This window comes from Streptomyces sp. Root1304 (assembly GCF_001426405.1).
GTDB lineage: Bacteria > Actinomycetota > Actinomycetes > Streptomycetales > Streptomycetaceae > Streptomyces.
Genome location: NZ_LMEP01000022.1, coordinates 525,300 through 548,726 on the forward strand (window position 1 = coordinate 525,300; position 23,427 = coordinate 548,726).

Here is a 23,427-nt window from a genome sequence, read left to right on the forward strand (position 1 = left end):
TCGACCACCCGCCGGGCAGGCCCGTCGGACCTCGGCCCGGAACGCCTGCGGGCGTTCCGGGCCGAGGTCTCGTCACCGCTCTCAGAACCGGAAGCGCGCCTTGATCGGGTAGTGGTCCGACTGCCCGGCGATCGGCTGCACGTCGCACGCCGAGACGGTCGCGGAGGACGGACCGAACAGGTAGTCGATCTTGATGCTCCGGCCGTCCAGCGGCTTCGTGTCCTTGCCGTCGCGCGGCTGAAGGGCCGACTCCCCCTCGTCGCATTCCGTGTCCGCCGCGTAGGCGGACGTCATGACGTCCAGGGGCTTGTCCGGCGATTCGGCGGGCGGCAGGACGGAGTCCGGCGGGACGGAGTTGAAGTCGCCGCCGTAGACGGTCCGATAGCCGGCCGGAGTGTACGCGTGGACGATCTCCTGCAGCTTCGCTGCCTGTTCCCTGCGCTTCTTCCCGTCAGGGTCCTCCGCCACCACGCCGGAGCTGAAGTGGGCCGCGCAGAACTGCAGGGCCTGGGCGGGCAGAACGGCGCACAGGGCGGTCCGCTGTTCCCTGCGCGTCCACGTTCCGCCGATGGTCGCGTTCTCCGGCGAGGGCAGGTCGTAGGACGTGTACCAGACGTTGGAGTCCGGCACCGCGAGAGCGATGCCGTAGGAGCCCCGGTCCTTCCAGCCCGAAGCCTCCGACCCGGCGTTGTGGCAGGTCTTGGCGGCCTTCACGGTCGAACCGTCGACGGTGTACTTGATGGGCGCGAAGCGTACGTCCCAGCCGGTATCCGTCTTGGTCTCCAGCGCCTGCTCGATCGCCTTGACGTGCGACTCGCAGAGTTCCTGGAGGAAGACGGCGCGGTACGGCTTCGCCTCCGCGTCGGTGCCCAGCCGGGCGGCGATCTGGCTCCCCAGGTCCGCGCCCTCCACCCGGAAGTTCCCGCACTTGTCATTGCTGTTGGCGCAGACGTTCCACGACATCACGCGGAAGTCGTCCGCCGGGGCGGGGGAAGCGGGGGCGGGGCGTCCCCCTTCGTCGCTCGCGTTCTCCTCGCCGAGGAAGACGAGCTCGAACTTCTGCCAGGACCCCACCGTGTCCGCCCGCGCCCGCAGCAGCCCGTTGTCGCTCCCGGCGTCCTGCATCTCGGCGGTCACGTACTTGTAGCCGTCGTTCGTCCAGGCCTTCAGGGCGTACGTACCGTCCGACTGCCTTTCGAGGTGGAGCTTCTCCCACTCGCCGACGTTCGTGCCCCGCGCCCGGAGCAGATTCTTGTGGCTGCCGGTGTCGTTCCGCTCGGTCGTGACGTAGTTCCCGTTCGCCTCCGAACGCAGGGTGGCGGTCCATCCCTTGTCGTCGGTGTGCAGCGTGAACTTCTCCCACGATCCGAGCTCGGCGACGGAGGACGCGGACTTGCGCGCCCGCAACATGCCTTCGACGTCACCGGTGTTCGTGACTTCCGCGGACACGTAGAGACCGCCGCCGCCCACGGACCTGAGCGCGTACTTGTCGCCGGCCGTGACGGGCACGGGCCGTGCTTCCGCATGTGCCTGCACGGCCGACAGGGAGATCACCGCGAACACCGCGGTACACAGCGCCGCCCAGCGGCTCGATATTCGTTTCATTCGTCCCACCTGAGAACTGCGAACAGTGAAGCCGCGCACGGTACGGCACCGCTCCGCTGCGGATCAAGATCGCGAAGGGCGCAGTTCCTGTGCCTGAATCAGAGGTGGACATGGACGAAGGAGCGGGATCAGGGGCTGTGGTAGTAGTCCCCGTGAAAGCCCAGGCAGTCCGGATCCTGGTACGGGCAGTCCGGGTGCGGTGGGCGGTTCCGCTCCGGGCGGGGCGGGTCGGGGTCCGCGTGGTCCGGCGGGGGCGGTGGCATTCCGAATGCTTCGCAGAGGCAACGGCCACACCGGCCCGAGAACTGCGGCTCCCTGTGCCGGAACCGCGGATGCCCGCACGCGCACGTCGTCGTCGCCCAGGCCGCCATGTCCGGACCCCCGTCCCCTCGCGGACCTCCAGGGTACCGGCCGGGCCCCCGGAGGGACCCGGCCCCGGGCGCGTGGACGTGCGCGCGACGGCCCGCTCGCGTCAGCTGGGGCGCATCCTGAACTCGTAGGCGTCCGGGAGTGGTTCGTCGGTGAGCCGGGACCACGTCTCGCCCAGGATCTCCGCGCCTTCGCGCAGGTCCGCCACCTCGAAGCCCTCGTCGAAGACCCCGCGCGCCGCCTCCGGTCTGCCCTCGGCCAGCAGGATGCGGATCTCCAGGAGCCGGAACGCCCCGCTCCCCCGGATCTCCTCCGGCAGCCGCGCCCAGAGCTTCCGGGCCCCGTCCGCCCGGCCGTTGGCGAGCAGCGCCGTCACTGCCTCGCGGCCGAGGGCGGCGCCCACCGCGGTCCCGCGCGTCGCGCCCCCGCCGCCTTCGGGCCCTTCGGTGAGGGCGTCACCGCCGGGTTCCGTACCGCCCGCGTCGCCCTCGGGGTCCACCCGGTCCCCGCGCTCCTCGTAGTCCTCGAACGCCTCCACGAACCGGTCCGCCGCCCGCTCCGGATGCCCGTCCACCTCGTCGGCCACAGCGAGGCAGTGGAGCAGCGGCCAGCGTTCGCGCGCCTGCTTCAGGCCGCGCTCCCAGCTGCGTACCGCCTGGGCCCGGTCCCCGGCGTGCCACTGCGCGATGCCGAGGTGGTACTCGGTGGACGGGTCCGCCGGGGCGGTCTCCAGCATGTCCCGCCAGGGCACCGCGACCAGCGGCGCGCCCGGTGCGCGGCCCGCCGGCGGCGGCGGCAGGACGCCGGTGCGGAGGAGTTCGCGCCATGGCCGCTGCTCCGGTCCGAGCGTGGACGCGGGGAACGGAGTACCGGGCAACTCCAGTCGGTCCCGCAGGACTTCGAGCGCTCCCCAGCCGGATCCGGCCGCGAGGACCTCGTCCGGCGCGGTGTCGGCCGCGCCCTCGCGCCAGGCCGTGTACGCGGCGTGGACCGCCGCCCCCGGGAGTGCGGCCGCCAGCCGCTGTTCCACGTCGGCGCGGGCCGCCGTCCAGTCCTCGCCGAGTGCCGTGGCCGGGTCGGCGGCGAGCGGTCCGTACGCCTCCAGCCAGCTGAACTCCTCGCCGCCCCCGAGCTCCAGGTGTTCCAGCTGGGTCCGGGCCAGCCCGGCCTGGATCTCGGCGTATCCCGGCGTGCCGGGTTCCGTCAGCCACTCCTGCCAGCGGCGGCCGCCCCGCTCGGTGCCCCACACGAAGAGCTTGCGCCCGCGCAGCGCCCCGGTGGAGGTCTGGACGAGGCCCGTGCCGTCCGCGTCCAGCGCGGCGATCCAGCGGCGCCGCCCCTCGGGCAGGTCGTAGAACCAGTCGGCGGCGTGGGGGCTGTTCAGCGGATACGTGCGGTCGACGCCGTCCTCGGCGGACGGTACGGGAACCCGGTGCAGCCCCCGGTCGTAGCCGTGGTGCCAGGCGGCCTCGGCGGGCGCGAGGACCCTGCGGTCCTCGGGGACGGCCGTGTTGGACCACCAGTAGACCGGGGCGACGCGCTCGTGCGGGTTGCGGATGCGGACCCCGACGTACAGGAAGTCCGAGCCCTCCGGGAGCCACAGGTCGACCTGGAACGGCAGGTCGCGCAGTCGCTCCCACTCCCAGAGGCGGAGCATCGGCCCGCCGTCGGGCGCGCGGACGGTCGCCGCGTGCAGGGGCGAGCAGGACAGGGTGGTGTGGCCGGTGGCGCCGATGTTCCACTCGATGCCACCGGAGAACCAGGCGCCGTTGAGCGCGAACGCGGCGGGCTGGAACACGGGGTTGCGGTAGAGGAGTTCACGTCCGGTGGGCTTGTGGAGGAGGGAGTGGATCCGGCCGCCGAGGCCCGGGAGCACGGTCGCCCGGAGGCGGTCGTTCTCGATCACGATCGTGTCGATGTCCGCGGGGGTGCGCGTACGGCCGTAGCCGTCGCGCACGGGGGCGGGCAGCAGGCTGCGCAGGGGCGCCCGTCCGATGCCCCGGGCCATGTCGCGCGGGAGTCCCGCGAGGGTCCGCGCGTCGACCGCGTGGGCCCCGGCGCCGGCGGGCGCCCGCAGTGCGGGAAGGGGGTTGTCCGGGCCCAACGGGGCCGCGGGCAGCGTCAGTACGGCACGTCGTACGGTCGTCATTGATCCATGGAACACGCCGGGGCCCGTCCTGACCAGGGGTTCTCCACGTCAGGCTTCGGTAAAGGAGAGGGTCCGGAGGACGGGAAATTCCCGGGCGCGGGGACGGGGACGCGCCTAGGGTGGAGTCGGTGCGCCGCCCGGCGGCCGGGGAGCCATGGCACTGGGAGTACGAGGAATGGGCACGCAGCACACCTACCGGGTCATCGTGCGCGGCACGTTCGAGGGTCTGTCGGAGGAGAGCCGGACCCGGCTGCTCGCCGAGGTCGACCAGCACGGGCTGACCGCGATGCAGTTCACGGAGGAGGGCTCGCTCGCCTACGACCGGACGCTGAAGCACTTCTCGTACCGCCTGGTCGTCGTCTCCGACGCCGAGGACGGCGACGAGATGGCGGGGGCGCTCGCGGAGGACCGGGTGGAGACGGCGCTCGGGGAGCTGGGGCACGGGTACAAGGGGCTGCGCTCGACGGTGACCGACCTCGACACGATGAAGATCAACTACAAGCGCTGAGGGTCCGGGGCGCGGGGCCGGGGCGGCGGGCCGGGGTGCGGAGTCGGGGTGGGGCTCCGGCTCCGGTCCCGGGTTGCGCCGTGAATCGGGAGTCGGGGTGGGGCTCCGGCTACGGTCCCCGTCCCGGGTTGTGCCGTGGATCACGATGGCCTCCCGGAGCCGCACTCCCTAGGATGATTGAGCCTTACATCTTTCTTCCTGGTGTACGCGTCTACGCCCCCTGTTCGAGGAGACCGATCCCGTGACCACCGGCATCGTCGCGCGCGAGAGCTACTACGAGCGGACCGGCGAGAACCGCCACAAGCCCACCGCCCACGCCGGCGGCGCGTGGAGCGCCGACGAACAGCATTTCAGCCCCCTCGCCGGGCTCGTCGTCCACGAGATCGACCGGTACCTCGCGCGGCGGCCCGGGAACCTGACGCTCGCGAGGATCAGCTACGACATCCTCGGCCGCATCGCCCTCGACGAGTGCGAGATCACCGTCGAGACGGTGCGTCCGGGCCGGACCATCGAGCTCCTCGAAGCCGTCGTGGTCATCGACGGCCGTCCGGTCGTCCGCGCCCGCGCCTGGCTGCTGGCCTCCCTCGACACCTCCGCCGTGGCGGACAGCCCCGTCGCGCCCCTCCCGGCCCCCGAGACGCTGGAACCGTGGGCGATGGGCGCGGCGTGGGGCGGCGGTTACGTCTCCTCCATCGACGTCCGCCGTACGCCCCCGGCCCGCAGGGGCCGCACGACGGCCTGGATCTCCTCGCACCTGGACCTGGTCGCGGGCGAACCGAGCAGCCCCCTGGCCTCGTACATCGCGCTCGTGGACACCGCGAACGGCGTCGCCGTGCAGCAGGACCCGGCCGAGTGGATGTTCCCGAACCTCGACCTGACGATCCATCTGCACCGTCAGCCGCGCGGCCCGTGGACCGGCCTGGACACCACGGCCACCTTCGGCCCGACGGGGCAGGGACTGACCAGCAGCGTCCTGCACGACATCGAAGGACCGGTGGGGCGCGCGGAGCAGATCCTCACGGTCCGGCCGCAGCCGAAGGGCTGAGCCGGGGGGCCGAGGGCGGTTGGCCGGCCACGGCCCGGCGCCCGGGGCCGTCGACCGCCTCACCGCCGGGCCGTCCGTACCCGTGCCGGGCAGGTCTCGCCCTTGCGGACGACTCCGATCATCACCGTGGTCCGCCGGTCGAGGCCCGTGCCGGCCGCCGGGTACTGCGTGCACACCTGCCACCTCGGCGGCCACAGCACCCGCCGGTCCCGGCCGCTCACGTCGTGCACGTCGAGCCGGGTACGGCGGTCCAGCCGGGTGAAGACCCGCCACAGGCCCCGGCCGAGGAAGTCGGGCATGGGGCGGGTCCCGGCCTCGCCGTCCGGCGCGGCGGCCTCCTCGGTCGAACCGACGGCCATGGCGGCGAGCGCGAGGACGGCCCCCGCGCCCACGACGGCCCGCCGCCTCACTTCCGTCTCCGGGCGGCGAGGTAGTACCCGCAGATGCCGCCGAGCAGCGCGGTCGCCAGCAGGGCCACGTAGAGCGGCATCGACACCTCGGGGATCAGGAGCCGGATCCTGACCTGGCGGGTGTTCTCGAAGATGAAGACGAGGGTGAGGATCGCGACGACGATCATCGCGATCCGGCCCGGCGTGAACGATTCGGCGAGCCGGGACCTGCCTCCGCCCGATGTCCGTGACGTGTCCTTGGGACTCATGCGCGGCCCTCTCCTCCGTCGTGGCGTCGGTCGTACCCGGCCACCGCCGTGGGACCAGAATGATGCGGGTGGGACCCCACCGTGACGGCATGGACCGCCGTACGGGTGACTTGTCAGACAACGCGGGCCGACTACCGTGGTGCCGGACACCGACGGACCCGGCGCGGGAACGAGCGCCGGAATCGACACGAGGAGCGGCCGTGGCGGTCAGCGGACACCGGCGGCGACCGGTCGTGGCGCTCTACGAGCGGATCGCGGACGCCGTGCACGACGGCACGTACCCGCCGGGGTCGACGCTCCCCTCCGAACCGAAGCTCGCGGCCGAGCTGGGCGTCAGCCGGCCGGCCCTGCGGGAGGCGCTGCTGCTGCTCCAGGAGGACGGGCTGCTGAGCGTACGGCGCGGGGTGGGCCGGACCGTCAACGACCGGCCGCCCCGACGCGGATTCGAGCAGGTCCAGCCGCTGGAGGAGCTGATCGGGGCGGGGACGCCGCTGCGGGTACGGGCCCTGGTGCGGACCTTCGAGGAGCCGACCGACTTCACCACCCAGCACCTGCTGGCCCCGGCCCGCGCCGAGCTGCGGTTCTGGGAGTCGGTCCTGACCGGGGAGGGCGCGGCGGCGGCGCTGAGCCACGAGTGGGCGGCGCCCGACGCGCTGCTCGACCGGGTGCACCCGGAGTTCGCGCGGGCGCTGCGGGCGACGGAGGCGGAGACGGAATCGCGCGCGGGCACGGGCGCCGGCGGCGGCACCGGAGCAGCCGGAGCAGCCGGAGCAGCCGGAGCAGCCGGAGCAGCGGACGGCGGGGCGGGGAGGTGCGGTTCCGCCGCCGTCTCGATGCTCTCGGTGCTGCTCGGGGCCTCGCGGGAGACCGCGCTCGGCGCTCACAGCGGGATCACGGCGACGCTGCTCGGGCGGCGGCGCGGTGAGCAGCTGCGGCGCCCGGCGGACACCCCCGCGGTGCTGATCACCCAGGTCGTACGGGTCGGGGACACTCCGGTCATGGCGGCGAAGCACATGCTGCCGACGGGTGCGCCGGCGCTGCCCGTACTCCAGTCCCACTGACCCGAACCCCTGGAACGGGGCGCTCCCGGCCGGGCCCGCCCCGCCCCTGGACCTCCCCGGCCTCCCTCTGTCGGGTCCGCCACACCACCCCCGCGCGCCCTTCGCGTACACTTCCCCGCCATGCACTTGTCTGACAACCCTGCCACGCCCGCCGCCGCCACCGTCTCCGAGTGGATCCGCCGGGCCCCCAAGGCCGTCCTCCACGACCACCTCGACGGCGGCCTGCGCCCGGCGACCATCGTCGAGCTGGCGCGCGAGTGCGGCTACACCGCACTGCCGACGGAGGACCCGGCCGCGCTCGCGGTCTGGTTCCGGGACGCCGCGGACTCCGGTTCGCTGGAGCGCTACCTGGAGACCTTCGCCCACACCTGCGCGGTGATGCAGACCCGCGAGGCGCTGACGCGCATCGCGGCCGAGTGCGCCGAGGACCTGGCGGCGGACGGGGTGGTGTACGCGGAGATCCGCTACGCCCCGGAGCAGCACCTGGAGGGCGGGCTCACCCTCGACGAGGTCGTGGAGGCGGTGAACGACGGATTCCGCGAGGGCGAGCGCCGTTCCGGCGGTCGCATCACCGTCCGCACGCTGCTGACCGGGATGCGGCACACGGACCGGTCGCTGGAGATCGCGCAGCTCACGGTCGCGCACCGGGACAAGGGCGTGGCCGGCTTCGACATCGCCGGCGGCGAGATCGGCAACCCGCCGGCCCGCCACCTCCCCGCGTTCCAGCACCTGAAGCGGGAGAACTGCCACTTCACGATCCACGCGGGCGAGGCGGTCGGCGCGGAGTCGATCCATGAGGCCGTGCAGGTCTGCGGCACGGAGCGGATCGGCCACGGCGTGCGGATCACGGACGACATCGCCGAGGACGGCACGCTGGGCCGGCTGGCCTCGTACGTCCGCGACAACCGCATCGCCCTGGAGGTCTGCCCGACGTCGAACCTCCAGACGGGCGCGGCGAAGGACTACGCCTCGCACCCGATCGACGAGCTGCGCCGCCTCGGGTTCCGGATCACGCTGAACACGGACAACCGGCTGGTCTCGGGCACCACCATGAGCGAGGAGTTCCAGCACATGGCGGACGCGTTCGGTTACGGCCCCGAGGTCTTCGAGGAGTTCACGGTCGCCGCACTGGAGGCCGCGTTCCTGCCCCTGCCGGACCGCCGGCGCCTCATCGACGAGGTCGTCCGCCCGGGGTACGCGGCGCTCTAGGGGCCTGTCGTCAAACTCCTGTCGTTGCCCGAAGGGCGGCCCCGCGGCGTCTGGTGCGTGCTCTCGGCGTGCCGGGCGGAAGACCTCGTACTGGACCGTACTCGGGCTTTCGCCCGGTGCGGCGAGAGCGCGTGCCAGGTGTCGCGGGGCAGACGGGAGTCTGACGACAGGCTCTAGACGGCCGAGGCGGTACGCGAGGTCCGGAGCACGACCCCCTCCGGACCCGCACGGCGCCCCGCGCCCCGCGCCGCGTCACCTCCCCCGTCGCCGCGTCAGGTCCCGGCCCCACCCCGGGCGCCGCGCGCCCTTCTCACCGCACCTTCCCCCGCACCAGCGGAAGTTCCAGCGTCCCCGTGTCCTCGGGAGCGCTGACGACCGTGACCGGCTTGATGCCGCGGTTGCCCGCGTATGCCGTGTCGCTTGCCGCCATCACCAGTTCCAGGCGGTGGCCGGTCTCGTAGCGGTGGACGACGGCGGGAAGTTCGACCGTGAAGGGGCGTGTCACGTCCGGTACCCGGACCGGTGCGACCAGGCGGTTGACGAGGGTCTTCGTGCCGTCGGGGGCGACGTCGTAGAGCTTGGCGAAGAGGACCAGTTTGTCGGCGGCGTCCCCGGAGCCCTGGACCCGCTCGGTCGCCGGTGACACGACCTTCAGGGTGGCCTTCGGGGCGCCGACCAGGTCGACGGGCCCGGTGAGCGGGGCGCTGCTCCAGCCGAGGTAGGTCCCGGGAGTGTCGTACGGCCGCGGGTCGGGCAGTCCGATCATGCCGGCGAGCGAGGACTCCGAATGGCTCGTCGGGATCAGCCAGTTGCCGTACGAGCGGGAGCCGCGTGCCACCTTCGTACGGTTGTCGACGAGCTTGCCGTCGCCGGAGAGGTACAGCCGCTGGCTCAGCGCCGGGACACCGGACGCCGTTCCGTAGCCGCTCTCCCAGTCGCGGTACCAGGCGAACGCCGGCCCCGTGTCCGCCGTCGGGTTCTTCCGCAGGTACCGGTCGAACCAGGCGAGCACCCGCTGCCCGACGTAACTGGTCTCCAGATTCCCCTGCCCCAGGTCGAGTTCACCCGGCTTCTGGCCACCGCTGTGTCCCCATGACTGCCAGATCATCCGGGTGTCGACGCCGCGCTCCCGCAGCCGGTCGTAGGTGGCCCGTGCCTCGTTGAGGTTGAAGAGGCTGTCGGACTGGCCCTGGACGACGAGCGTGGGGGCGGTGATCCGGTCCAGGTACGAGACCGGGGAGACGCTGCGGGCGTACGTCAGCATCCGCTCGGTCTCCGCCGCCGGATAGCGCCCGGAGTTGAGGAGGCGCACGGTGTCGCAGGCGTCGGTGACGAAGTGCAGACAGCCGAGCGAGTTGATTCGGCTCGGGTCGAGGGACGGGACGAGCAGCGGCTGCCCCTCCCCCATCAGATAGAAGCCGTTGGCCCACTGCCATTTGAAGACGCCCGGGGTGGCGCGGTCGGCGGCGTTGGGGGCGAGGGAGTAGGCGAGGTCGTTCCAGGTGATGAGGGGGACGAGGGCGTCGACGCGGTCGTCGACGGAGGCGGCGGCGAGCTGCACGGCGCCGCCGTAGGAGCCGCCGATCATGCCGACGCGCGGGTCGCCGGGTCCGGCGCCGTCGCGGGTGACGAAGTCGACGCGGGTGCCGTCGTCGGCGGCTCCCGTCCCGCCGAGGAAGTCGACGAGCCTCGCGGCGGCCCGGCCGTCGATCTCCGGGTCGTCGAGGGAGATCAGACAGCCGGTCCTCCCGAAGCCGAGCCCCGAGTAGACGAGGCCAACGTAGCCGCGTTCGGCGAAGGCCCTGCCGATGGCGTCGGTGGAACCGTCGCTCTTGCTGCCGCCGAAGCCGTTGGTCGCGAGGACGGCGGGCGCGGGGTGGGCGGCGTCCACCCCCGCCGGACGGTAGAGGTCGGCGTCGATCGCGCAACTCCGGCCGCCCGCCTCGACGGTGAAGCGGAGCGGGGTCACGGTGTACGCGCCCGGGGCGCTCTCGGCACCGCTCGCGGGCGCCGCGAGGGCGACGGGCGCGGCGAGCGCGGCCGCTCCGGCCGCCAGCGCGAGGGCCCGGCGGGTTCGGGGCACGGCACGGGAGGCCTTGCGGGACCGGGGCAGGGCACGGGACACAGAGACCTCCACGCTGAGGACGACACCGAGGGACCCACCGGCCTACCGACTGGTAGGTACCCGGGGCAGCGCCCATGCTGTGACACGTGTCAGACCTCGTCAACGCATCCGACCAAGGTTGTTGACGGAGATTCAGTGAAGGCGCGCGCACCGGAGCGGGCAGCGCACCGTGCTCCGGTGCCACGGAACCGGCGTACCCCGGTGCCACGGAACCCGCACGGCCGGGTCTCGCGGAACCCGCACGGCCAGGCACCGCGGAACCTCCACGGCCGGGTCCCGTGGATCACCACCCCTCCCCCCGATGGGAGAATGGCGGCATGACAGGCGCTGAGGAATTCACACCCGAATCGGAGCGGGTCACGCGCGCCCTGCGCGATCAGATCATCGACGGGACCCGGGCTCCGGGCAGCAGGCTCGTGGAGCGCGAGATCGCGGCGGAGCTGGACGTGAGCCGGCTGCCCGTCCGCGACGCCCTGCGGGACCTGGTCGCGGAGGGCCTCGTGACGCCGCGCCCGCGTACCTGGGCGGTGGTCCGCGAGTTCACCGCGTCCGACATCTCGGACCTCGGCGAGGTCAGGTCCGCCCTGGAGATCCTCGGCTTCCGGCTGGCCGCGCAGCGCCGCACCCGGGCGGGGCTCGCCAAGCTCCGCGCCGACCTCGACGCCGAACTGGCCGCCGCGGCCAAGGGCGACGGCCAGGCCGCCCGCCGGGCGGCCGCCGACTTCCACGAGACCGTCACGGAGCTGGCCGACAACGCCCTCCTCAGCGAGCTGAACGAGACCCTGCGCAGCCGGATGCGCTGGATGCTCGGCCAGCACGACGACTTCACCGTCGTCGCCGAGGAGCACGCGGAGCTGTACCGGGGGATCGAGGCGCGGGACGTGGAGCGCGTCGAGAAGCTGGCCCTGCGCCATCTGGAGACGAGCCGCGACGAGGCCGCCGCCCATCAGCGCGGGACGGCGCCCGAGTAGGAACCACGATCGCCTTCAGCCGAAGAACGACCCTCACGCGTCGGCGTCGTACGGGGCTCAGAGCAGGGCGGGTACGTCCAGGGTGAGCGTGCCCGTGTCCGCGTCGAGTACGGCGGGCACACCGAGGGGCAGGGTCAGCGCCGTCCCGCTGTGCCCGAAGCCCATCTCCTCCAGGACCGGCACCCCGAGCCCGCCGAGCCGGTCGGCCAGCACCGCCCGCACCTCCTCGTACGGACCGCACTCCACCCAGGAGCCGAGGCCGACGCCCGCCACCCCGTCCAGCCATCCGGAGCGCAGCAGCTGGGTGAGGATGCGGTCGAGCCGGTACGGTTCCTCGCCCACGTCCTCCAGGAGCAGCAGCCCGCCGCGCGCCGAGGGACGCCCGTGCGGGGTGCCGAGGTCGGCGGCGAGAAGACTGACGCAGCCGCCGAGCGTGACGCCCCGGGCCCGGCCCGGCACCAGGGGCCGCGCCGTGTCCAGGCCGAGCGTCCGCACCGATTCGGGCTCGAACAGCGTGGCCCGCAGCGACTCCTGGGTGCGCGGGTCCGCCAGGAAGGTGCCGGCGGCGACCATCGGGCCGTGCAGGGTGGCGTATCCGGCGCGGGTCGCGAAGGCCTCGTGCAGGGCGGTGACGTCGCTGTAGCCGACGAACGCCTTGGGCCCGGCCGCCCGGACCGCCGTCCAGTCCACCAGGTCCACCATGCGCTGGGCCCCGAACCCGCCCCGGGCGCAGATCACCGCGTCGACCGAGGGATCGCACCAGGCCTCGGTCAGATCGCGGGCCCGGTCCCGGTCGGCGCCCGCGAGGTACCCGAGGGCGGGATGGGCCTCCAGGACGTGCGGGGCGACCACCGGGTCCAGGTCCCAGCCGCGCAGGACAGCCAGGCCCGCCCGCAGCCGCTCCTCGGGGACGGGTCCGCTGGGGGCGACGACCGCGACCTTCGACCCGGGCCGCAGCCGCCGGGCCCTGGCCAGGGGGTCGACGGCGGCGGGCGGGGCTTCGGCGGTCACGTCCGGTACTCCAGCTCGGGCACGTCCGACCGACTGATGCCGAAGGCCCGTACGTACAGGGACAGTTCTGCCTCCAGGGCGCGCACCATCGTGTCCGCCCTGCGGAAGCCGTGCCCCTCGCCCTCGAAGGACAGGTAGGCGTGCGGGACGCCCCGGCCGGCCATCCGGTCGAGGAGCCGCTCCGCCTGCGCGGGCGGACAGATGGGGTCGTCGAGGCCCTGGAGCAGCAGGAAGGGGGCCGTGATGCGGTCGACGTGCTCGATCGGTGAGCGTTCCTTGTAGCGGGCGGGCACCTCGTCGAGCGGGCCGATCAGTCCGTGGAGGTACTGGGACTCGAAGTCGTGGGTCTCGTCGGTGGCCCAGTTCCGCAGGTCCAGGACGGGGTAGATGATGGTGCCGCAGGCGTACACGTCGGTGGCGACGAGGGACGCGGCGGTCGTCCAGCCGCCCGCGCTGCCGCCGCGCACGGCGAGCCGGGCCGGGTCGGCGGTGCCCTCGGCGGCGAGGGCCGCCGCGACGGCCGCGCAGTCCTCGACGTCGACGACGCCCCACTGTTCGCGCAGCCGCTCCCGGTACTCCCGGCCGTAGCCGGTCGAGCCGCCGTAGTTCACCTCGGCGACGCCGATGCCCCGCGAGGTGAAGTAGGCGATCTCCAGGTCGAGGACGAGCGGCGCCCGCCCGGTGGGGCCGCCGTGCGCCCAGATCACATAGGGCGGCAGCTCCCCCTCGGGCCCGGTGAAGCCGGGGTGGTGCGGCGGGTACACCTGGGCGTGGATCTCCCTTCCGCCGGGTCCGGTGAAGGTCCGGACGCGGGGCTCGGGGAGGAGGGCGGGGTCGACGGCGTCGGTGTGCGCGGCGCCGACCACACGGCTGCGGCCGGTGCGGGTGTCGAGTTCGACGAGTTCGGCGGAGCGGTGCGGGCCGGCGGCGACGCCGACCACCCGGGTGCCGTGGGCGGCGAGGGTCGCGGCCCACTCGGTGCGGGATCCGCCGGCGTCGACGAGGGCGCGGCGCTCGGGGTCGAGGATCCCGAGGGTGGTGGTCCCCCTGCCGTGGACGACGGCGATCAGCCCGTTCTCCAGGGGGGCGAACCAGCGGAGGCCGATCTGCCAGAGCGGTCCGCCGAACTCCTCGGCGCGGGGGCAGAGCGCGACCGGTTCGGTGAGTCCGCCGTCGGCGTCGACCTCGGCGCGGTAGAGGTTCCACCAACCGGTGCGGTCGCTGACGAGGAGGAGCCGTCCGGCCGCGTCCCAGTCGACCTGGGGGATCGACTCGGCGGTCCCGCCCGCGACGGTCCCCGCGTCCAGGAAGGTGCCGTCGGGGCCGATCTCGGCGAGCTGGACCTCGGTGCCGTCCCAGGGCATCCGGGGGTGGTCCCAGGCGATCCACGCCGCCCGCCGCCCGTCCGGGGAGACCCGGGGCCCGGTGACGAACCGGTGGCGCCCGTCGGAGAGTTCCCGTACGGCGGTGCGGTCCTCGGCAGCCGATCCGTCGAGCGGCACGGCGGCGAGGACGCGCCGCACGTCGGTGGGTGCGGGTCCGGTGAACTCCTCCAGGACGCACCACACCTCGCCCCGGTCCGGGTGGATCACCGGGTCCACCCAGCGCAGCCCGCCGCCGGCCCCGGAGACGGGGGTGAGGGGGCGCGGCTCGGCGCCGGGGGCGGCGTCGGGTTCGTACGCGTAGAGCCGCTGGTCGGCGAAGTGGCAGAGGACGGCGAGGGGTCCGCCCGCCGGGCGCTCGACCGCCGCCCAGGGCCGGCCGCCGTACTCGACGACCCGGCTGCGCACGTTCCACGGCGCGGGCAGCAGGCTCTCCTCGGTGCCGTCGGCGCGCCGTCGGACGAGGGCCCGCCGGCCGCCCTCGGCCGGGCGGGGCGCGGTCCACCACAGTTCGTCGCCGACGGCGCCGAGGTACTCGGGCCGCCCGTCGTGCGCGGCGGCGAGCGCGGCGCCGACGGGTGACGGCCAGCTGCCGTATCCGGCCGTGGTCGTGGCCATCCCATCTCCCCCTGTCATGGTTCTACGCGGTCTTCAGATAGTGGTCGAGCACCCGGACGCCGAAGTGCAGGGCGTCCACCGGGACCCGTTCGTCGACGCCGTGGAAGAGCGCCGCGTAGTCGAGGCCCGGGGGCAGCCGGAGCGGCGAGAAGCCGTAGCCGGTGATGCCGAGGCGGGAGAACTGCTTGGCGTCGGTGCCGCCGGACATGGTGAACGGCACGACGTGCCCGGCCGGGTCGAAGCGTTCGACGGCGGCCCGCAGCTTCGCGAAGGTGGGCGAGTCGACGGGTGCTTCGAGGGCCACCTCGCGGTGGTGGAACTCCCAGCGCACGTCCGGTCCGGTGAGCCGGTCCATGGTCGCGGCGAACTCGTCCTCGGTGCCCGGCAGGGTCCGTCCGTCGATGTAGGCGACGGCCTGGCCGGGGATGACGTTGACCTTGTATCCGGCATCCAGCATCGTCGGGTTGGTGCTGTTGCGGACGGTCGGCTCGACGAGCGCGGCGGCGGGTCCGAGCTTGTCGAGGAGGAGGTCGACGTCGAGGTCGGGGGCCCCGGTGTCGATGTCGATGCCGTACAGCGCGGCGAGTTCGGTGAGGGCCGCGCGGACGGTGGTGGTGAGCCGGACCGGCCAGGTGTGCGCGCCGATCCGGGCGACGGCCTCGGCGAGGCGGGTCACGGCGTTGGCCGTGTTCACCTTCGAGCCGTGTCCGGCCCGGCCGTGGGCGGTCAGCTTGAGCCAGGCGGTGCCCCGCTCCCCGGCCGCGATCGGATAGAGGGCGGTGCCGGGCTGCGGGTGGAAGCTGAACGCCCCGGACTCGCTGATGCCCTCGGTGCAGCCCTCGAAGAGCGCGGCGTGCCGGTCGGCGAGGAAGCCGGAGCCGTCCTCGGCGCTGGCCTCCTCGTCGGCGGTGTAGGCGAGGACGATGTCGCGGCGCGGCCGGACGCCCTTCCGGGCCCAGTCGCGGGCGACGGCCAGGACCATCGCGTCCATGTTCTTCATGTCGACGGCCCCGCGCCCCCAGACGAGCCCGTCGCGGACCTCCCCGGAGAAGGGGTGGACGGTCCACTCGGCGGGGTCGGCGGGCACCACGTCGAGGTGCCCGTGGACGAGGAGGGCGTCGGCCGTGGGGTCGGTGCCGGGGATGCGCGCCACCACGTTGGTGCGGCCGGGGGTCCGCTCCAGCAGGGTGGGTTCGATGCCGGCGGCGGCCAGTCGCTCGGCGACGTACTCGGCGGCCGGCCTCTCGCGGCAGTCGCCGCCGCCCCGGTTGGTGGTGTCGATGCGGATCAGCTCGGAGGTGAAGGTGACCACCTCGTCGAGCGCTGTCGTGTCCGGTACCCGGACCTCCTCAGCCATACTGTTCCTCCACCGCGGCCGAGACGATGGTCGTGACCGCCTTGAACGTACGAATTGCCTCGTACATCGTCCCGCTCGTGTACGAGACGCGACGCTCGCCGCTCCGTGCCACGCCGGGAACCACCGTGGCGGCGGCGCCCAGGTGCTCGGCGTCGAACTCCAGCTCCACGGTGAAGGGCCCGCCCCGGACCGGTTCGTGGCGCACGGCGAGCGCGGCGCCGGCCTTGGCGGCCTCGCGGATGTCGGCGGCGGTTCTGGCCGGGGTGCGGCAGACCGCCGCGTACCGCGAGATGTGGTCCTTGACGGCGACCTTGGGTGCCTCGGGGGCGTAGCCGAGGGCGTCCTCGCAGGTGAGGTCGTCCCCGGTGACGAGGACGACGGGGACGCCGTACTCCGCGACCACGTGTGCGTTGAGCACCCCCTCGCTCGCGCGCTCGCCGTCGAGCCAGACACCGGTGATGGAGTTGGCGAGATAGGTGTGCGCGAGGACGCCCTCGGCTCCGGCGCCGGTGTGGTAGCCGACGAACGCGATGCCGTCGACGTCCCCGTGCTGGACGCCCTCGACCATGGAAAGGGACTTGTGCCGTCCGGTGAGCATCTCGGCCCGTTCGTCGAGCCGTTCCAGGAGCAGGTTCCGCATGGACGAGTGCGCTTCGTTGATGAGGACCTCGTCGGCGCCGCCGTCGAAGAAGCCGAGCACGGCGGCGTTCACGTCGGAGGTGAACATCGCACGGCACCGCTCCCACTCGGGGGTGCCGGGCATTACGTCGGCGGGCCAGGTCACACCGGTCGCGCCCTCCATGTCGGCGCTGATGAGGATCTTCATGTCTGGCACCGTACGCGCCGCCCGGCGACCCCACCACCCCTGTGGATAACCACCGTTGGAGTGGACCACTGGCGGTCACCGGGTCGGCGGTACGGGTCACCCGGCCAGTTCCGGATACGTCCGGGGGTCCTCCGCCGCCAGCCGCCGGAGGACGGCCGCCGCCTGTTCCTCGGGCGGCCTTCCGTCGTCCGGGAGGTACCAGAGGAACTGGCGGGTCCCGCCCTGCTCCTCGTTCCGGTCCGGGGTCCCGAGCGGCGGCCCGTCGAAGGTGACCACGGTGGTGTCCCGTTCCCGGAAGTCGGTGCTGATCCAGCCCTGCCGCAGGCCCCAGCGGGTGAGCAGGTCCGGCCGGTCGCGGAGCCCGGCGGTGATCAGCCGCGAGGTGCGCCGGGCCGGCCAGGTCCAGTCGTGGTCGTGCTCGGCGCGCGCGACCTCGGCGTCGTACGCGGCGGCGTCGAAGCGGTACGCGGGCAGGTCCGGCTGCCGGGCGGGGCCGCCGGGCCGGCGCCAGTCGCTCCACACGACGTGCTCGTCCTCCCGGCGGACGGTCACGTACAGCGCGCCGCAGCAACCCTCGGTGCAGTACGCCTCGGCGAGCCGGACCTCGCGGGGTTCGGGCACGGCCCGCAGCGCGCCGCTGTCGAGGAGCCGCTCGGGGGACTCCCCGGGGCCGCGGCCGAAGGCCTCCGGCACGAGCGGGCGCCCGTCGACCAGGAAGCGGGTCTCGACGACGTCCGGGTCGCCGGGGTCGGCGACGGCCACCTCGATCCGGAACCGGGGCGGGTCCTGCGGGGCGGCCCGCAGCTGACGTGCCGTACGGCCGATCCAGTCGGCGCGCTGCCGTTCCGCCCGGTCGGCCGGGGTCTCCCCCGGCCGCGCCGCCGTGTCCAGGAGGCTGCGGTGGAGGATCTCGCGCCGGCCGGACGGCCACGGCAGCAGGTGGGAGGCGCCGCCGCGCAGATCCTGGGCGAGGGTGAGCAGCCGGGCCCGGTGCTCCACCTCGCGGGGCAGCCGGTGGGCGTGGGCCGCCACCGCCTCGTACAGGTCGACGGCTTCGCCGTACCGCAGGATCTCTGCCCGGTAGTCCCGGCTGCTGGTCATCCGGGTGAGGAGCCACACGGCCCGCGCGAGGAGCCCGAGGTGGTCCGGTTCCGACCGGAGGAGAGCCGCGAGGCCGACGGCCTCGGCGACCCGCCGGGCGGCCTCAGGCCCCACACCGCGTCTCTCCGTGGGGAGCGCGAGGAGCCGGTCGGGCACGGCCGCGCGGTCCCCGGCGGCCAGGGTGTCGACGAGGGCCCGCAGTTCCTCGCCCTGGGGCCGGTGGATCAGCCACACCAGGGCGGCGGCTTCCGGATCCAGGGGCCCGAGGGCCGTGTCGACGGGGTGCACGAGACCGTCGAGCAGGCCGAGGACCCGCAGGTAGGGCACGTCCTCGGGTTCCGCGAGCCGGCTCAGGAGTCCCAGTCCGGCGGATACGCCGGGGAGGGTCGTTCCGGTACGGACGAGGTGCCGGGCGAACGATCGGGCCAGGGCCCGGGCGGCGGGTGCACCGGGTGGCTCGATCGCCGCAGCGGCGCTGTAGACGGTCGGCTCGCGGACGACGCCCGTCGCGGCGAGCGCGGCATCCGCCTCGGCGGCCGCCCGTGCGAGGTCGCCGGCGGCAGGTGCTTCGAGGGCTCCGAGGAACGGGAGCAGGGTGTCGGTGACGGCGGCGCAGGCCTCCTGGTGGCGGAGGCCGGGACGTCGGCGGCGGGGCCGTGCGCTGTCGGGTACGGGGTGGCCGCCCTGGGGCGGCGGTCCGTCGGGGTCGCTGTCGCGCAGGCCCTTGGCGTACGCGTACAGGGAGGGCGCGAGCGTCGGACGCTCGGACGGGGCGCTCATCGCGCGGGGTGGTGCTCGATTCCATGAGTCATGGCGGCATCCTGTCCTCCTGGCAGCCTGCCCCGCCACCGATATTCCGAGGCTTCGAATCGGACGAAACATCGTCAACGGGTGCGTATAGGCTGTCGGCCGCAGTTGTCGTTGTCGACCTTCCGGAGAGCTCTCGGTGACCATCGCCTTCACCCCGTCCGAAACGTCCCCCGCCGCGCCCGAGACCGTCACGGCGATCTCCGAGCCGGAGTTCTGGGTGCCGTCGGCTCCCGAGCCCCAGGAGGCCCGTGAGCCCCAGGAGACCCAGCAGGCGCAGGGGACGCAGGACGAGCAGGACGTCCCTATGACCGACGACGAGCCCGCCCAGGACCTCGACCCCGTCGTCGTCCGTGACGCCCGGGACTTCGGGGTGTACGCGCGCACCGGCGGCTGGGCCTTCGCGCTCAAGGTGGCCCGGAGCGTCCGGCCCGGCGGCCAGGCCGCCGAGGGGACGGCCCGGACGAAGATCTCGGCCAAGGCCTTCGCCGAGCTCGCGGGCTGCTCGCCGGAGCGGGTGATGCGCCACTACAAGGCCTGGGACATGGCGGCCGACGACGGTCTGGTCCCGCAGTTCGAGGTGCTCGTCCCGGGTGAGGACATCGAGCTGCCGGACGCGGACGTCTGGCTGTCGTACTACACCTCCCGCAACAGCGCCTCGTCGGTGCGCGGCCAGGCGATCACGGCGGCGGCCGAGGCGGAGGGCATCCGGCCGACGAAGGCCCTGGAGGTCGCCGAGAACCCGACGGCGCTGCGGGCCGCGATCCTGGCGGACCCGGGGACCGCGGAGGCCGCGCGCGGCGCGCTGCTCGACCGGATGAAGGAGGACCCGGCGCTGCAGACCGAGATGGCCCGCGCCATCGCGCGGACGGACGACCTGAAGAAGGCGGTGGCGAGCGAGGCGAAGGCCGCCGACCGCATCGGGTACGTCCGGCAGATCGTCGAGAACGGCCAGATCAAGACCCCTGCCGGGCAGACCGTGGACGCGCCGGCCGAGCTGCGGGCCGAGGCCGAGCGGCACCTCTCGCTCCTCGACGAGCTCGACGACTCCGAGGAGGCGGGCGAGTGGGCCGGTGAGGCGTACGACACCGTGAAGGGGCTGGTCGCCAAGGCGGTGGAGGAGGACCCGGAGCTGCGCGTCCAGGAGCGGCGGACGAAGTTCTACAACAGCCTGCAGAAGGCGACCAAGGTCTTCGAGGAGCTGACGCTCGACGAGGTCATGGAGGAGGACATCTACGAGGCGGACATGCTCCAGCGCCTCGAAGCCCTCCAGGAGGCGATCGGCACCTGCATCAGCGCGCTGCGCAAGGCGTCGACCACCTCCTGAGAGCGGTCGCTCAGTCCTGGTGGCCGAGCTGGAGGTCGCGCTCGGTGCGGCCTCCGCCGGCCATCTGGAGGACCGTGGCGACGGGCGGGTAGCCGGCGGCGATCACCGTGTACTCGCCGGAGGACAGGTCCACGAAGCGGAAGGTGCCGTCGGCCCCGGTGGTGAGGGTGTCGACGACGTTCCCCGCCGCGTCGAGCAGGGTGACCCGGGCGTCCTCGACGGGGCGCCCGCCGCCGGCCCGCACCGTGCCGCGCAGGACCGCGCCGCCGGCGAGTTCGATGTCCTGGCGGGTCTCACGGGCGGCCTGGACGCTGACCGGCAGCGCGGCGGGCCGGAAGGCGGGGGCGCTGGCGGCGAGCGTGTACTCGCCCGCGACCAGTTCGGTGATCTCGTAGCCGCCCTCGCGGCCGCTGCGGGTGGAGGCGACGACCTCGCCGCGTACGTCGGTGAGGGTGACGGACGCGTCGCGCACCGGCGTCCCGTCGGCGGTGACGACACTGCCCGCGAGCCGCCCGGCGCCGCCGAGGACGACGTCGAGCTCGATCGGGCGGTCGCCGACGGTGACCGAGACGGCCTGGGGCTGGTGTCCGCCGGCCGCCGCGATGAGGACGTACGCGCCGCCGCCCGGGACGCTCAGCGCGTACCGGCCGTCCTCGCCGCTGGCGCCCCGGCCGACCTGCCGGCCCTGGACGTCGATGAGGGTGAGGGCGGCCCGGGGGACGCGGCTGCCGTCGTGGTGCTGGACGGTGCCGCAGACGGGCAGGCCGGAGTGCGGCGGGGCGGCGGAGGCGGGCGCGGCGGGGTGCGGGGCGCCGTACTGCGGGGCGGCGTGGCGGGCCTGCGGCACCGCCTGGGTGGAGCCGAAGTCGTCGGCCTCGGTGGCCTCGGTGGTGGGGCTGTGGTGGGACACCAGCGGTTTCTCCTTGAGGAAGAAGGCGAGGACGAGACCGACCGCGAGGACCGGCACGAGGTAGAGGAAGATGCGCGGCATGGCGTCGGCGTACGCCTGGATGTAGGCGTCGCGCACGGCGGGCGGCAGGGTGTGCACCGACTGCGGCGTGATCGACTCGGCGGGCGGCAGGGCCGTACCGGCGGCGAGGACCCCGGCGAGCCGGTCCCCGAGGGCGTCGTCGAGCCGGGAGGCGAAGAGGGTGCCGAAGACGGCGGCGCCGACGCTGCCGCCGATCTGGCGGAAGTAGTTGTGGGCGCTGGTGGCGGTGCCGAGGTCGCCGGGGCGTACGGAGTTCTGTACGGCGAGGATCAGCACCGGCATGACGAGGCCGATACCGGCGCCGAGGACGGCCTGCCAGAGGCTGTGCTGGATGCGCGGGGTGTCGGTGTCCATGCGGGAGAGCAGCCACATGCCGAGGACGGCGACGGCCGCGCCGGTCACCGGGTAGATCTTGTAGCGGCCGGTGCGGCTGATGAGTTGCCCGGAGACGACCGAGGAGACGACGATGCCGCCCATGAGCGGCAGCATCATGAGGCCGGACTCGGTGGCGCTGGCGCCCTCGACCATCTGCAGGAAGCTGGGGAGGTAGCTGGCGGCGCCGAAGAGCGCGATGCCGATGACGGCGCCGACGAGGGCGGTGACGGCGAAGACCGGGTCGCGGAACAGCCGGAGCGGGATGAGGGGTTCGGGCGCGAAGTGCTCGACGACCAGGAAGAGCAGGGCGCTTCCGGCGGCGCCGCAGGCGAGGGCGATGACGACCCGCGAGTCCCAGGCGTACTCGGTGCCGCCCCAGCTGGTCAGCAGGACCAGACAGGTGGAGGCGGCGGCGAGGAGCAGGGCGCCGAGGACGTCGAAGCGCGCGCGGGCGGTGGGCTTGGGGAGTTTGAGGACGACGGCGACGACGGCGAGGGTGACCAGCCCGAACGGCACGTTGAAGTAGAAGCACCAGCGCCAGGAGACGTGGTCGGTGAAGAAGCCGCCGAGCAGGGGTCCGGCGACGGAGGCGAGGCCGAAGGCGGCGCCGATCAGACCCATGTACCGGCCGCGTTCCCGGGCGGGGACGATGTCGGCGATGATCGCCTGGACGCCGATCATCAGGCCGCCGGCGCCGAGGCCCTGGACCGCGCGGAAGGCGATCAGCTCGTCCATGCTGCGGGACCAGCCGGCGAGTCCCGAACCGATGACGAAGACGACGATGGCGAAGAGGAAGACGCCCTTGCGGCCGAGGAGGTCGCCGAGCTTTCCGTAGACCGGGAGGCCGATGGTGGAGGTCAGCAGGTAGGCGGTGATCGCCCAGGACATCCGGTCGAGGCCCTGGAGCTCACCAACGATCTTCGGCAGGGCGGTGGCGACGATCATCTGCTCCAGCGCCGCGAGGAGCAGCGCGAGCATGAGGCCGCAGAAGACGAGACGGACGCGGCGGGGATCGAGGGCGGCGGGTCCGGGACCAGGTGGCGGCGGTGGTGCGAGGTCGGCGGGCGGCTGCGCGCCCTCGGTGTCCGCCGTGTCCTCGGCGGACTTCACCATCGTGATCGCACCCACGTACCTGCTCCCCTCGTGACGGCGTCTGCGCCGCGCCATTCTTCGCATTCGTCGCGAAGCGGGAGCAAGTCGGGCGGTACGGGAGGCCGGTGACGTCCGGGGTGCCGAACGACCCCGCGCTCCGGCGCACTTGGGTCGCTCATCAGCGCGTTTACGAGGGGGCCCGCGCCCCCTGATGCGCCGGGGCGCCGTTACGGGGGTGCGGGCGATCCACTCGAATCGGTGAACGCTCCGGGCGTTACTTCTCGACCTCGTCCGCCAGCTTGGCGAGAACGGCGTCGTAGATCCTGCCCAGGCCCTTGGGGGCGAAGGTCCGCTCGAAGAAGCCGCCGACGCCGCTCGCACCGTCCCAGACGGTGGTGACGACGGCGCGGGACTTGCCCTCGCCGGCGGGGGTCACGACCCAGGTGGTGACCATGGAGGAGTTGCGGTCCTTCTCGACGAGCTGCCCGTCGGTGGGCTCCGTGACCTCCAGGAGGCAGTCGCGGACGCGCTTGCTGGTGGCCTGGAGCTTCCAGTGGACGAGGGTGCCCTCGCCGTCACCGCCCTCGCGCACCTCGTACTCGCTGAAGTGCTCGGGCAGCAGCTTCGCGCGCGTGCCGCTGTAGTCCGCCAGCGCGTCGAACACCGTTTCCGCGTCCGCGGCGACGATCCGTTCCGTGGTGGCCTCGACCTGCGCCATGACTTCCTCCAGCTCGTGGTTCTCAGGGGGTGTGGGCCAAGCGAACCACGTGGGCTCCGGGGCGCGAAATCCGGGTTGCAACGATTAAGGGAACAAGTGTTCTATTCTGACCGAACGGCCAA

18 protein-coding genes are annotated in these 23,427 nt (G+C 73.5%); 6 read left to right on the forward strand and 12 right to left on the reverse strand.

Annotated elements, in window-relative coordinates:
• Positions 1–81 precede the first annotated feature (81 nt).
• A complete protein-coding gene (locus ASD33_RS21815) occupies positions 82–1,605 on the reverse strand; it encodes a hypothetical protein (protein WP_157870066.1) in 1,524 nt (507 codons plus the stop codon).
• Positions 1,606–2,077: 472 nt separating this feature from the next.
• Positions 2,078–4,123 (reverse strand): DUF5107 domain-containing protein, encoded by a 2,046-nt coding sequence (locus ASD33_RS21820; RefSeq protein WP_056562849.1) that lies wholly within the window; start codon positions 4,121–4,123, stop codon positions 2,078–2,080.
• 175 nt (positions 4,124–4,298) lie between these two features.
• Between ASD33_RS21820 and ASD33_RS21825 the strand changes: the two genes are divergently transcribed.
• Together ASD33_RS21825 and ASD33_RS21830 are read left to right on the forward strand one after the other, a co-directional pair.
• Positions 4,299–4,631 carry a DUF6204 family protein gene (locus tag ASD33_RS21825; RefSeq protein WP_056562852.1) on the forward strand — a complete coding sequence of 111 codons (333 nt, stop codon included), beginning with the start codon at positions 4,299–4,301 and terminating at the stop codon, positions 4,629–4,631.
• A 241-nt stretch (positions 4,632–4,872) separates the two neighbouring features.
• Positions 4,873–5,676 (forward strand): thioesterase family protein, encoded by an 804-nt coding sequence (locus ASD33_RS21830; protein ID WP_056562855.1) that lies wholly within the window; start codon positions 4,873–4,875, stop codon positions 5,674–5,676.
• 59 nt (positions 5,677–5,735) lie between these two features.
• Here the strand turns inward: ASD33_RS21830 and ASD33_RS21835 are convergent, their stop codons facing one another.
• The gene (locus ASD33_RS21835) at positions 5,736–6,086 is read right to left on the reverse strand and encodes a hypothetical protein (protein WP_056562858.1); all 351 of its coding nucleotides are present in this window, start codon (positions 6,084–6,086) and stop codon (positions 5,736–5,738) included.
• Positions 6,083–6,334: a LapA family protein gene (locus ASD33_RS21840; RefSeq protein ID WP_056562861.1), complete on the reverse strand. Its 252-nt coding sequence runs from the start codon at positions 6,332–6,334 to the stop codon at positions 6,083–6,085. Before ASD33_RS21840 ends, ASD33_RS21835 begins: the two co-directional genes overlap by 4 nt.
• A 200-nt stretch (positions 6,335–6,534) precedes the next feature.
• On the opposite strand from ASD33_RS21840, the gene ASD33_RS21845 reads away from it, so the two are divergent.
• Together ASD33_RS21845 and ASD33_RS21850 are read left to right on the forward strand one after the other, a co-directional pair.
• Positions 6,535–7,395 (forward strand): GntR family transcriptional regulator, encoded by an 861-nt coding sequence (locus ASD33_RS21845; protein WP_056562863.1) that lies wholly within the window; start codon positions 6,535–6,537, stop codon positions 7,393–7,395.
• 120 nt (positions 7,396–7,515) lie between these two features.
• Entirely contained in the window at positions 7,516–8,604 is a 1,089-nt protein-coding gene (locus ASD33_RS21850; RefSeq protein WP_056562866.1) for an adenosine deaminase, read from the forward strand.
• Between the two features lie 310 nt (positions 8,605–8,914).
• On the opposite strand, the gene ASD33_RS21855 is transcribed toward ASD33_RS21850, so the two are convergent.
• A complete protein-coding gene (locus ASD33_RS21855) occupies positions 8,915–10,687 on the reverse strand; it encodes a CocE/NonD family hydrolase (RefSeq protein WP_056563231.1) in 1,773 nt (590 codons plus the stop codon).
• Positions 10,688–11,046: 359 nt separating this feature from the next.
• On the opposite strand from ASD33_RS21855, the gene ASD33_RS21860 reads away from it, so the two are divergent.
• Complete coding sequence (locus ASD33_RS21860; protein ID WP_056562869.1) at positions 11,047–11,700, forward strand: GntR family transcriptional regulator; 654 nt, start codon at positions 11,047–11,049, stop codon at positions 11,698–11,700.
• Positions 11,701–11,757: 57 nt separating this feature from the next.
• Here ASD33_RS21860 and ASD33_RS21865 read toward each other — a convergent pair whose 3' ends face one another.
• From ASD33_RS21865 to ASD33_RS21885, 5 genes are all read right to left on the reverse strand, one after another.
• Positions 11,758–12,711 (reverse strand): LD-carboxypeptidase, encoded by a 954-nt coding sequence (locus ASD33_RS21865; RefSeq protein ID WP_056562872.1) that lies wholly within the window; start codon positions 12,709–12,711, stop codon positions 11,758–11,760.
• Entirely contained in the window at positions 12,708–14,711 is a 2,004-nt protein-coding gene (locus tag ASD33_RS21870; RefSeq protein WP_056562875.1) for a prolyl oligopeptidase family serine peptidase, read from the reverse strand. The genes ASD33_RS21865 and ASD33_RS21870 overlap by 4 nt, the downstream gene beginning before the upstream one ends.
• 22 nt (positions 14,712–14,733) lie before the next feature.
• Positions 14,734–16,068, reverse strand: coding sequence for a M20/M25/M40 family metallo-hydrolase (locus ASD33_RS21875; RefSeq protein WP_056562878.1), 1,335 nt, complete (start codon positions 16,066–16,068; stop codon positions 14,734–14,736).
• Complete coding sequence (locus ASD33_RS21880; RefSeq protein ID WP_056562881.1) at positions 16,061–16,894, reverse strand: M55 family metallopeptidase; 834 nt, start codon at positions 16,892–16,894, stop codon at positions 16,061–16,063. The genes ASD33_RS21875 and ASD33_RS21880 overlap by 8 nt, the downstream gene beginning before the upstream one ends.
• A 96-nt stretch (positions 16,895–16,990) precedes the next feature.
• On the reverse strand, positions 16,991–18,775 hold the full coding sequence (locus ASD33_RS21885) for a hypothetical protein (protein WP_056562885.1): 1,785 nt from the start codon (positions 18,773–18,775) through the stop codon (positions 16,991–16,993).
• Between the two features lie 334 nt (positions 18,776–19,109).
• Between ASD33_RS21885 and ASD33_RS21890 the strand changes: the two genes are divergently transcribed.
• The gene (locus ASD33_RS21890; protein WP_242427168.1) at positions 19,110–20,129 is read left to right on the forward strand and encodes a hypothetical protein; all 1,020 of its coding nucleotides are present in this window, start codon (positions 19,110–19,112) and stop codon (positions 20,127–20,129) included.
• 10 nt (positions 20,130–20,139) lie between these two features.
• On the opposite strand, the gene ASD33_RS21895 is transcribed toward ASD33_RS21890, so the two are convergent.
• Together ASD33_RS21895 and ASD33_RS21900 are read right to left on the reverse strand one after the other, a co-directional pair.
• Entirely contained in the window at positions 20,140–22,608 is a 2,469-nt protein-coding gene (locus tag ASD33_RS21895) for an MFS transporter (RefSeq protein WP_199863574.1), read from the reverse strand.
• A 253-nt stretch (positions 22,609–22,861) separates the two neighbouring features.
• On the reverse strand, positions 22,862–23,305 hold the full coding sequence (locus ASD33_RS21900; protein ID WP_056562895.1) for an SRPBCC family protein: 444 nt from the start codon (positions 23,303–23,305) through the stop codon (positions 22,862–22,864).
• Positions 23,306–23,427 lie beyond the last annotated feature (122 nt).

Coding starts and splice junctions, on each gene's coding strand:
- ASD33_RS21815 (WP_157870066.1), bottom strand. CDS start 1,605: ATGAAACGAATATCGAGCCGCTGGGCGGCGCTGTGTACCGCGGTGTTC.
- ASD33_RS21820 (WP_056562849.1), bottom strand. CDS start 4,123: ATGACGACCGTACGACGTGCCGTACTGACGCTGCCCGCGGCCCCGTTG.
- ASD33_RS21825 (WP_056562852.1), top strand. CDS start 4,299: ATGGGCACGCAGCACACCTACCGGGTCATCGTGCGCGGCACGTTCGAG.
- ASD33_RS21840 (WP_056562861.1), bottom strand. CDS start 6,334: ATGAGTCCCAAGGACACGTCACGGACATCGGGCGGAGGCAGGTCCCGG.
- ASD33_RS21850 (WP_056562866.1), top strand. CDS start 7,516: ATGCACTTGTCTGACAACCCTGCCACGCCCGCCGCCGCCACCGTCTCC.
- ASD33_RS21860 (WP_056562869.1), top strand. CDS start 11,047: ATGACAGGCGCTGAGGAATTCACACCCGAATCGGAGCGGGTCACGCGC.
- ASD33_RS21870 (WP_056562875.1), bottom strand. CDS start 14,711: ATGGCCACGACCACGGCCGGATACGGCAGCTGGCCGTCACCCGTCGGC.
- ASD33_RS21875 (WP_056562878.1), bottom strand. CDS start 16,068: ATGGCTGAGGAGGTCCGGGTACCGGACACGACAGCGCTCGACGAGGTG.
- ASD33_RS21880 (WP_056562881.1), bottom strand. CDS start 16,894: ATGAAGATCCTCATCAGCGCCGACATGGAGGGCGCGACCGGTGTGACC.
- ASD33_RS21885 (WP_056562885.1), bottom strand. CDS start 18,775: ATGAGCGCCCCGTCCGAGCGTCCGACGCTCGCGCCCTCCCTGTACGCG.
- ASD33_RS21890 (WP_242427168.1), top strand. CDS start 19,110: ATGACCGACGACGAGCCCGCCCAGGACCTCGACCCCGTCGTCGTCCGT.
- ASD33_RS21895 (WP_199863574.1), bottom strand. CDS start 22,608: ATGGTGAAGTCCGCCGAGGACACGGCGGACACCGAGGGCGCGCAGCCG.
- ASD33_RS21900 (WP_056562895.1), bottom strand. CDS start 23,305: ATGGCGCAGGTCGAGGCCACCACGGAACGGATCGTCGCCGCGGACGCG.